Annotated in this window: 7 protein-coding genes; 5 read left to right on the plus strand and 2 right to left on the minus strand. The window is 71.9% G+C overall.

The annotated features are described in order from the left end of the window. The first annotated feature begins 4 nt into the window (after positions 1 to 4). The 4 genes from QUV83_RS13795 to QUV83_RS13810 are packed head-to-tail and all read left to right on the plus strand — an operon-like array spanning position 5 to position 5589. Positions 5 to 673 (plus strand): signal peptidase II, encoded by a 669-nt coding sequence (locus QUV83_RS13795; protein WP_289565309.1) that lies wholly within the window; start codon positions 5 to 7, stop codon positions 671 to 673. Then, the gene (locus QUV83_RS13800; RefSeq protein ID WP_289565311.1) at positions 666 to 1607 is read left to right on the plus strand and encodes an RluA family pseudouridine synthase; all 942 of its coding nucleotides are present in this window, start codon (positions 666 to 668) and stop codon (positions 1605 to 1607) included. The genes QUV83_RS13795 and QUV83_RS13800 overlap by 8 nt, the downstream gene beginning before the upstream one ends. Before the next feature lie 41 nt (positions 1608 to 1648). Continuing rightward, entirely contained in the window at positions 1649 to 5194 is a 3546-nt protein-coding gene (gene dnaE / locus QUV83_RS13805) for a DNA polymerase III subunit alpha (RefSeq protein ID WP_289565313.1), read from the plus strand. Next, a complete protein-coding gene (locus QUV83_RS13810) occupies positions 5191 to 5589 on the plus strand; it encodes a pyridoxamine 5'-phosphate oxidase family protein (RefSeq protein ID WP_289565314.1) in 399 nt (132 codons plus the stop codon). Before dnaE ends, QUV83_RS13810 begins: the two co-directional genes overlap by 4 nt. A gap of 8 nt (positions 5590 to 5597) precedes the next feature. Here the strand turns inward: QUV83_RS13810 and QUV83_RS13815 are convergent, their stop codons facing one another. Further along, entirely contained in the window at positions 5598 to 5843 is a 246-nt protein-coding gene (locus QUV83_RS13815; protein WP_289565316.1) for an RNA-binding S4 domain-containing protein, read from the minus strand. 78 nt (positions 5844 to 5921) lie between these two features. On the opposite strand from QUV83_RS13815, the gene hisD reads away from it, so the two are divergent. Further along, entirely contained in the window at positions 5922 to 7244 is a 1323-nt protein-coding gene (hisD, locus tag QUV83_RS13820; RefSeq protein ID WP_289565318.1) for a histidinol dehydrogenase, read from the plus strand. A gap of 71 nt (positions 7245 to 7315) precedes the next feature. On the opposite strand, the gene QUV83_RS13825 is transcribed toward hisD, so the two are convergent. After that, positions 7316 to 9565: a RecQ family ATP-dependent DNA helicase gene (locus tag QUV83_RS13825; protein WP_289565320.1), complete on the minus strand. Its 2250-nt coding sequence runs from the start codon at positions 9563 to 9565 to the stop codon at positions 7316 to 7318. Between the last annotated feature and the right edge of the window lie 53 nt (positions 9566 to 9618).

Below are 9618 nucleotides of genomic sequence, written 5' to 3' on the forward strand. Positions count from 1 at the left end.
GCGGGTGCCCACGACCTTCGAGACGACGCCGGCCTCCGCACCCTCGGGTGCGGGGCGCCGGCGTCGCCTTCTTCTGCTCCTCGTCCTCCTGACTGTCGGCGTCCTCGTGCTCGACCAAGGCACGAAGGCCTGGGTGCTGGTCACCCTCGTCGAGGGCGAGCGGGTCCCGGTGCTCGGCGACCTCTTGAGCCTGCGCCTGCTGTTCAACCCGGGCGCGGCCCTGTCGATCGCCGAGGGAATGACCTGGATCCTGACGATCATCGCCACAGCGGTGGTGGTCTACGTGGTGCGCGCCTCGCGTCGGATCGGCTCCACCACCTGGGCCATCGCCCTCGGGCTGCTGCTCGGCGGGGCGATCGGCAACCTCGGCGACCGCATCTTCCGGGCGCCCGGCTTCGCGCGCGGCCACGTGGTGGACTTCATCGCCTATGGGGACCTGTTCGTCGGCAACGTCGCGGACATCGCGATCGTCGTCGCGGCGGGCCTGATCATGCTGCTGGCGTTCCGCGGCATCCAGATCGACGGCACGCGAGCCCACGAGCCACAGGCGGAGGGCGCCGAGCCGCCACCCGGGGGCCAGCAGGCGTCAGAGGGGGCCGACGCCCCGGATGCGGGCCCGGGCGCCCAAGGGCCCGCCGTGCGCACCCCGCAGGAGGGCCGCGACGATGGCTGAGACCCGTGCGCTGCCCGTCCCCGACGGCCTGGCGGGGGAGCGGGTCGACGCCGCGATCGCCCGGCTGCTGGGGCTGTCCCGCACCCGTGCGGCAGAGCTCGCCGCCGCTGGCTCCGTGCGGCTCGACGGCCGCGAGGTCGGCAAGTCCGACCGGCTGCCCGCCGGGGCATGGCTCGAGGTCGAGCTGCCCGAGCCGGAGCGCGCCGAGGCGTTCGCCGACATCGTGCACGAGCCCGTCCCCGGCATGCGCGTCGTGCATGACGACGACGACCTGGTCGTGGTGGACAAGCCCATCGGCGTGGCGGCGCACCCGTCGCCCGGCTGGACGGGGCCGACGGTGGTGGGCGCCCTGCTGGCCTCCGGCTACCGGCTCTCGACCTCAGGGCCCGCTGAGCGGCAGGGCATCGTGCACCGGCTCGATGTCGGCACCTCGGGCCTGATGGTCGTGGCCAAGAGCGAGCACGCGTACACGGTGCTCAAGCGGGCGTTCAAGGAGCGCACCGTCGAGAAGGTCTACCACGCGCTGGTGCAGGGGCACCCCGAGCCGACGACGGGCACCATCGACGCGCCCATCGGGCGGCATCCGAGCTCGGACTGGCGGTTCGCCGTCGTCGCCGACGGCAAGCCGTCGATCACGCACTACGAGGTCCTGGAGATGCTCCCGGCGGCCTCGCTCGTCGAGGTGCACCTGGAGACCGGTCGCACCCACCAGATCCGCGTGCACTTCTCAGCCCTCCGGCACCCATGTGTGGGCGACCTCACGTACGGGGCCGATCCGACGCTCGCGGCCCGTGTGGCGATGTCCCGGCAGTGGCTGCACGCCGTGCGGCTCGGGTTCGAGCACCCCACCAGCGGAGACTGGCTCGAGCTCTCGAGCGAGTACCCGCAGGATCTGGCTGAGGCCCTCGCCACACTTCGCGACGCCTACCGCTAGGCGTCCCGGGGGTGTCCCAGGTGGCACCTAGACTGACCGGCATGGCAGCGGCTGGGCGAACTGACGGGTCCGATTTCGTCCATCTCCACGTCCACACCGAGTACTCGATGCTCGATGGCGCGGCGCGGTTGGACGACCTCTTCACCGAGGCGAAGCGCCTCGGCCAGACGGCCATGGCCACCACCGACCACGGGTATCTGTTCGGGGCCTTCGACTTCTGGAACAAAGCGCGCAAGCACGGCATCAAGCCGATCATCGGGGTCGAGGCGTACATCACGCCCGGCACGAGCCGCTTCGACCAGAACCGGGTGCGCTGGGGTGAGGCGCACCAGGCGAGCGACGACGTCTCGGCGCGTGGCGCGTACACGCACATGACGATGCTCGCGCGCACCACCGAGGGCATGCACAACCTGTTCCGGATGTCCTCGCTCGGCTCGCTCGAGGGGCAGATGGGCAAGTGGCCGCGCATCGACCGCGAGCTGCTCAGCCGCTACAGCGAGGGCATGATCGCGATGACCGGCTGCGCCTCGGGGGAGGTGCAGACCCGGCTGCGGCTCGGCCAGTTCGACGAGGCCGTCCGCGCCGCCGGAGAGCTCCAGGACATCTTCGGCAAGGAGAACTTCTACGTCGAGATGATGGACCACGGCCTCGACATCGAGACCAGGGTCATCAAGGACCTGCGCCGGCTCTCCGAGATCATCGGCGCGCCCATGGTCGCCACGAACGACCTGCACTACACGCGCCACGAGGACGCCCACGCGCATGAGGTGCTGCTCGCCGTGCAGTCGGGCTCGACGCTGGCCGACCCGGACCGCTTCAAGTTCGACAGCGACCAGTTCTACTTGAAGTCGGCCGAGGAGATGCGGCGCACCTGGGCCGAGCTGCCCGAGGCTTGCGACAACACGCTGCTCATCGCCGAGCAGTGCGAGGTCGCGTTCAACACCGACGCGAACTTCATGCCCCGGTTCCCCGACGTCCCGGCCGGCGACAACGAGGACTCCTGGTTCATCAAGGAGGTCGAGCGCGGGCTGCAACGGCGGTACAAGGGCGCCGTGCCCGACGCCGTCCGCGCGCAGGCGAACTATGAGACGGGCGTCATCACCCAGCTCGGGTTCTCCGGCTACTTCCTCGTCGTCGCCGACTTCATCAACTGGGCCAAGGCCCAGGGCATCCGGGTGGGGCCGGGCCGTGGCTCGGCCGCCGGGTCCATGGCGTCGTACGCCATGGGGATCACCGAGCTCGACCCGCTCGAGCACGGGCTGATCTTCGAGCGGTTCCTCAACCCCGAGCGCGTGTCCTGGCCTGACGTCGACGTCGACTTCGACGAGCGCCGGCGCGGTGAGGTCATCCGGTACGTCACCGACAAGTACGGCGAGGACCGCGTCGCCCAGATCGTCACGTACGGCACCATCAAGGCCAAGCAGGCCCTCAAGGACGCCTCCCGCGTGCTCGGCTTCCCGTTCGCGATGGGGGAGAAGCTCACCAAGGCGATGCCCCCGGCCGTGATGGGCAAGGACATCTCGCTGTCCGGCATCTACAACCCGGACGACCCGCGCTACGCGGAAGCCGACGAGTTCCGCAAGGTCGTCGAGACGGATCCTGAGGCCCAGCGCGTGCTCGAGACGGCACGCGGCCTCGAAGGGCTCAAGCGCCAGTGGGGCGTGCACGCGGCCGGCGTCATCATGTCGAGCGAGCCCCTGCTCAACGTCGTCCCGATCATGCGCCGCCTGCAGGATGGCGCGATCATCACCCAGCTCGACCAGCCCGCGTCCGAGGCGCTCGGGCTGATCAAGATGGACTTCCTCGGCCTGCGCAACCTCACGATCCTCGACGACGCGCTCGAGAACATCGTGATGAACGGCAAGGACCCGATCAAGATCGAGGAGGTCCCGCTCGACGACCCCGCGACGTACGAGCTGCTGGGCCGTGGCGACACGCTCGGCGTGTTCCAGCTCGACGGCGGCCCGATGCGCTCGCTGCTGCGCCAGATGCGCCCCGACAACTTCGAGGACATCTCGGCCGTCATCGCGCTGTACCGCCCGGGCCCGATGGGGATGAACTCCCACATCAACTACGCGCTGCGCAAGAACGGCCTGCAGAAGGTCGAGCCGATCCACCCCGAGCTCGAGGAGCCGCTCGAGGAGATCGTGGGCATCACCCACGGCCTGATCGTCTACCAGGAGCAGGTGCAGCGCGCCGCGCAGAAGCTGGCCGGGTACAGCCTGGGCCAGGCCGACCTGCTGCGTCGCGCGATGGGCAAGAAGAAGAAGGAGGTCCTGGAGAAGGAGTTCATCCCGTTCCAGGCCGGGTGCCGCGAGCGGGGGTACTCCGACGAGGCCATCCAGGCCGTGTGGGACGTGCTGGTGCCCTTCGCCGGGTACGCCTTCAACAAGGCCCACTCCGCCGCGTACGGCGTCGTCTCCTACTGGACCGCCTACCTCAAGGCGAACTACCCGACCGAGTACATGGCCGGCCTGCTCACGAGCGTGCGCGACGACAAGGACAAGTCGGCGCTGTACCTCGGCGAGTGCCGCCACATGGGCATCACGGTCCTCCCGCCGGACGTGAACTCCTCCTCGGCGAACTTCACGGCCGTCGGCAAGGACATCCGCTTCGGGTTGGCGGCCATCCGCAACGTCGGCGCCAACGTGGTCGACGCGATCGTGCGCGCCCGCGAGGAGAAGGGCGCGTTCACGTCCTTCATCGACTTCCTCGACAAGGTGCCCGCCGTGGTCTGCAACAAGCGGACCATCGAGTCGCTGATCAAGGCCGGGGCCTTCGACTCCCTGGGCCACCCGCGCCGCGCGCTGCTGCTGGTGCACGAGCAGGCCGTCGACTCCGTCATCGGCGTCAAGCGCAAGGAGGCCGAGGGGCAGTTCGACCTCTTCGCCGACCTGGGCGGCGAGGACGAGAGCATGGGCTTCTCGGTGGTCATCCCCGAGCTGCCCGACTGGGACAAGAAGCAGCGCCTCGCCTTCGAGCGGGAGATGCTCGGCCTCTACGTCTCCGACCACCCGCTGTCCGGTCTGGAGCATGTGCTGGCCGCCGCCGCTGACGTGTCGATCGCGACCCTCAACGCCGACGAGGCGCGGCCCGACGGATCGACGGTCGTGGTCGCGGGGCTCATCACCAGCCTGCAGCGCAAGATGTCCAAGCAGGGCAACCCGTGGGCCGCGGTCACCCTGGAGGACATGGAGGGCTCCGTCGAGATCATGTTCTTCGGCGAGACGTACCTCGCCTACTCGACGGTGCTCGCGGAGGACGCCGTGATCGTGGTGCGCGGGCGCGTGCGACGCCGCGACGAGACGATGCAGCTCCAGGCGATGGAGGTCACCCTGCCGGACCTGTCGGCCGTCGCCGACGCCCCCGTCGTGGTGACACTGCCCGAGTCGCGCTGCACACCGCCCGTCGTGGAGCGCCTGCGCGAGGTGCTCTCGACGCACCCGGGCATCAACGAGGTGCACCTGCGCCTGACCCGGCCGGGCATGACGACCGTCATGCGGCTCGACGCCGGGCTGCGGGTCGAGCGCTCCCCGTCGCTGTTCGGCGACCTCAAGGCGCTGCTCGGCCCCGGCTGCCTGTCATGACGGCGCTCACGGACGACCAACTCGCGTTCGTCGTCGACCGCCACTTGGCGACGCTGACGACCGCCCGCGCCGACGGCACCCCGCATGTCGTCCCCGTGGCGTTCACGTGGGACCCGGCGCTCGGCCGGGCCCGCATCACGACCAAGGCGACGTCGGTCAAGGCGCGCAACACCGAGCGGGCGACTGCTCAGGGGACGCCTGCCAGGGCGGCGCTGTGCCAGCTCGAGGGCTGGAGATGGCTGACGTTGGAGGGCGCCGCGACCGTCTCCCACGACCCGGCGGACGTCGCCGAGGCGGTCGCCGCCTACGCCGAGCGCTACCGGCAGCTCGAGTTCGATCCCGCCCGGGTGGTCATCCACCTCGATGTCGACCGCGTCATGGGCAGCGTGCGCTGAGCTGTCACTCAGCCGACGACGGCGCGCACCTCGCCGGCTGGAAGGTCGACGGTGACGAGGTCGGCACGGCGCAACTGGCGCCCTCGACGCTCCTCGGGCTCGCCGTTGACGGCCACCAGGCCGTCCTCGAGCATCTCCCGCGCCTGGGCGCCGGAGTCCGCGAGCCCGGCGAGCTTGAGGAACTGGCCGAGCCGGATCGACTCGTCGGTGATCGGGACGATGTCGCGGTGTCCGGGCGTCTGCGAGGTGCTCATACGCCCATCATCCTTGATGGCCGTCCCGCACGTCGGCCCGCCCGGCCCCCAGGTGTCGCACAACACTAAACTCGGGCCATGATCTCCAGAATCGACCTGCGCGGTCGTTCGATGTCCCGGCGGGAGCTCCTCGAGACCCTGCCCCGTGCCGAGCTCGACGTCGAGACCGCGACCGAGCAGGTCGCGCCGATCGTCGCCGCCGTGCGCACCCAGGGCGCCGCGGCACTGCGCGACCTGGGCGAGCGATTCGACGGAGTGCGCCCCACCCATCTCCGCGTGCCCGCCGACGCGATCCAGGAGGCGGTGCTCGGCCTGGACCCGCTGGTCCGCGCCGCCCTCGAGGAGGCCATCGTCCGGGTGCGCACCGTGCACGCCGCACAGCGGCCCGCCGACTTCACCGTGGACGTGGCCCCGGGCGCGCAGGTGCGCCAGCGCTGGGTCCCCGTGCGCAGGGTCGGCCTGTACGTGCCCGGCGGGCTCGCCGTCTACCCGTCGTCCGTGGTGATGAACGTGGTCGCCGCGCAGGAGGCCGGTGTCGGCGCCCTCGCCGTCGCGTCCCCGCCGCAGAAGGACAACGGTGGGCTGCCATCGCCGGATGTGCTCGCCACCTGTGGGCTGCTCGGCATCGACGAGGTCTACGCAGTCGGGGGAGCGCAGGCCATCGCGATGTTCGCCTACGGCGCCGCGGGCTCCGAGCCCGGCGACGGGGAGACGCTCTGCGAGCCCGTCGACGTCATCACCGGCCCGGGCAACGTGTACGTGGCAGCCGCCAAGCGGCTTGTGCGCGGGGTGGTGGGCATCGACGCCGAGGCCGGCCCCACAGAGATCGCCATCCTCGCCGACGGCACCGCGGACGCGTCGCACGTGGCCGCCGACCTGCTCTCCCAGGCCGAGCACGACCCGCTGGCCGCAGCCGTGCTGGTCACCACCTCGGTGGAGCTCGCGGGAGCCGTCGAGTCCAAGCTCACCGACCGGATCGAGGTCACGGCCAACGCCGCGCGGGCCATGCAGGCGCTGGCGGGCCCGCAATCGGCGATCGTGCTGGTGGACAACCTGGAGCACGGCCTGGAGGTCGTCAACGCCTACGGCGCCGAGCACCTGGAGATCCAGACCGTCGACGCCGCCGCCGTCGCCGAGCGCGTGACGAGCGCCGGGGCGATCTTCGTCGGCCCGTACGCGCCGGTGTCCCTCGGGGACTACATGGCGGGCTCCAACCACGTGCTGCCCACCGGGGGCTGCGCGCACTTCGCCAGCGGCCTCGGTGTGCACAGCTTCGTGCGCGCCATCCAGGTCATCGAATACGACGCGGATGCGCTGGCGGCGGTGGCGGACCGCATCGTGGCCCTCGCCGACGCGGAGCGGCTGCCCGCCCACGGTGAGGCGATCCGGGCGCGTTTCTGATCCGGGCGCCCTTCTGAGCCGGCGCGCCCCAGGCGCGCTGGCCCAGGCGTCAGCCCGGGCGCAGCACGGCGCTAGCCGATGCCCAGCACGAACGGGAACACCGCCTCGGCGCCCGCCTGCCGCAGCAGGCGGGCCCCGACGGTGAGGGTCCAACCGGAGTCAGTGCGGTCGTCGATCAGCAGCACCGAGCGGCCCGGGAGGCCAGCCGCAGCGGCGGGCGCGAGGTCGAGCTCGAGGCGGCGCACCACCCCCGCCAGCCGTTGGGCCGAGTTCACGTCATGCCGGGCCGCGGGCGCGCCACCGACCGGGCGCAGCGCGCCCACCACCGGGATGCCCAGATGGCGTGAGACGCCCTCGGCCAGATGGCGCAGGAGCCCTGGGCGGGTGGCGGACTCCACCACCACGATGCCGGCCGGAGCCGGGTCGGGCGCCCAGTTCGCGAGCACGTCCAGCACCGGCTGCCGCAGCGGGGCGGGAAGCGCGTCGGCTGCCCCGTGCCCATCGGACGTCGTCGGAGTGAACAGGTCGCGGAGCAGCCCGCCCCAGCCGATCCCGTCCAGCCGCGCCACCGCGCGCCCCGTCTCGGCCCGCTCGTCGGCGGCGATCCGGCCGCTGAGCTCGATGCCCAGCGAGGCCATGCCCGACGGCCACATCTTGCGGGGCTCGACCTCCACCCCCGGCACCGCGAGCCGCTCCCGAGCCCCCGCGACCTCCGCCTCGTCGGGCGCCGACCCCGCGGTCGCCCCGCCGCACCTGTCGCAGCGCCCGCACCGCCAGCCGTCCACCAGGTCGGGGTCGTCGAGCGCACGCCGCAGGAACGCCATGCGGCAGCCGCCGCCGCGCACGTAGTCGACCATCGACTGCTGCTCCGCCCGCCGCGCCGCGCTCACCCGCTCATAGCGCTCGGCGTCGTAGGACCACGGCTGGCCGGTGGCCTCCCAGCCGCCGCGCACCCGGCGAACGGCGCCGTCCACGTCGAGGACCTTGAGCATCAGCTCGAGCCGCGCCCGCCGCAGCGTCACATGCGTCTCCAACGCGGCCGTCGAGAGCATGCCCCGGCTCTCCAGGGCGGCCAGCGCCGCGCGGACCTCCGTCTCCGGCGGGAAGGCCATCGAGGCGAAGTAATCCCAGATGGCACGATCCTCACGCCCCGGCAGCAACACGACCTCGGCGCGCTGTGTGGCACGGCCGGCGCGACCCACCTGCTGGTAGTAGGCGATCGGCGAGGCCGGCGCCCCGAGGTGCACCACGAACGCCAGGTCGCCCTTGTCGAATCCCATGCCGAGCGCCGAGGTGGCGACCAGCGCCTTGACCCGGTTGGCGAGGAGGTCCGCCTCGGCGGCCTCACGTTCAGCGGTGTCCGTCTGGCCGGTGTACGCCCGCACGTCGAGGCCGACGCCGCGCAGGTACTCGGTGACCTGCTGCGCCGCGGCCACCGTCAGGCAGTAGACGATGCCCGAGCCGTCGATGCGGGGAAGGTTGTGCGCGAGCCAGGCCAGTTGCGCCGACGTGTCAGGAAGCTCCGCCACGGACAGGTGCAGGCTCTCGCGGTCGAGCGGCCCACGGAGCACCAGCACGTCGGCCAGCGCGTCGCCGCCCGCGCCGGCGTCTGAGCCGCGCGCCGTGTCCGTGCCGGTGACGGCGAGCTGCTCGGCGACGTCGTCGGTGACGCGGGAGTTCGCCGTGGCCGTGGTGGCCAGCACGGGGATCCCGGCTGGCAGGTCTGCGAGGAGTGTGCGGATGCGCCGGTAGTCGGGCCGGAAGTCATGCCCCCAGTCGGAGATGCAATGCGCCTCGTCGATCACGACCAGCCCGGCGTCGGCGGCCAGCCGGGGTAGCACCTCGTCGCGGAAGCCGGGGTTGTTGAGCCGCTCAGGGGACACGAGCAGCACGTCCACCTCGCCGGCATGCACCCGGGCCTGCACGTCGGCCCACTCGGTGACATTCGAGGAGTTGATCGTCTCCGCGCGGATCCCGGCCCGCTCGGCCGCCGCCACCTGGTTGCGCATCAGGGCGAGCAGCGGCGAGATGATCACCGTCGGCCCGGACGGCTCCGCGCCGTTCGCGCCCGCGCGCAGCAGCGCCGTCGCGACGAAGTACACCGCCGACTTGCCCCACCCGGTGCGCTGCACGACGAGGGCCCGGCGCCTGTCCGCCACGAGCGCCTCGACCGCGCGCCACTGGTCGTCGCGCAACCGGGCGTCGGGTCGCCCGACGAGGGCGCGCAGAGCCGACTCCGCCTGCTCGCGCAGGGCCTCGCGTGCGACGGGGGAGTACGGGGGGCGCTCTCCGGCGGAGGCGTGCGGGGTGACGGGGGGCATGGCCTGATCGTAGGCAGGTCGGCTGGCCGCGGGGTTCGTGCGCGTGGCGGCCT

The sequence above is a fragment of the Cellulomonas cellasea genome (genome assembly GCF_030372105.1).
Lineage (GTDB): Bacteria > Actinomycetota > Actinomycetes > Actinomycetales > Cellulomonadaceae > Cellulomonas_A > Cellulomonas_A cellasea_A.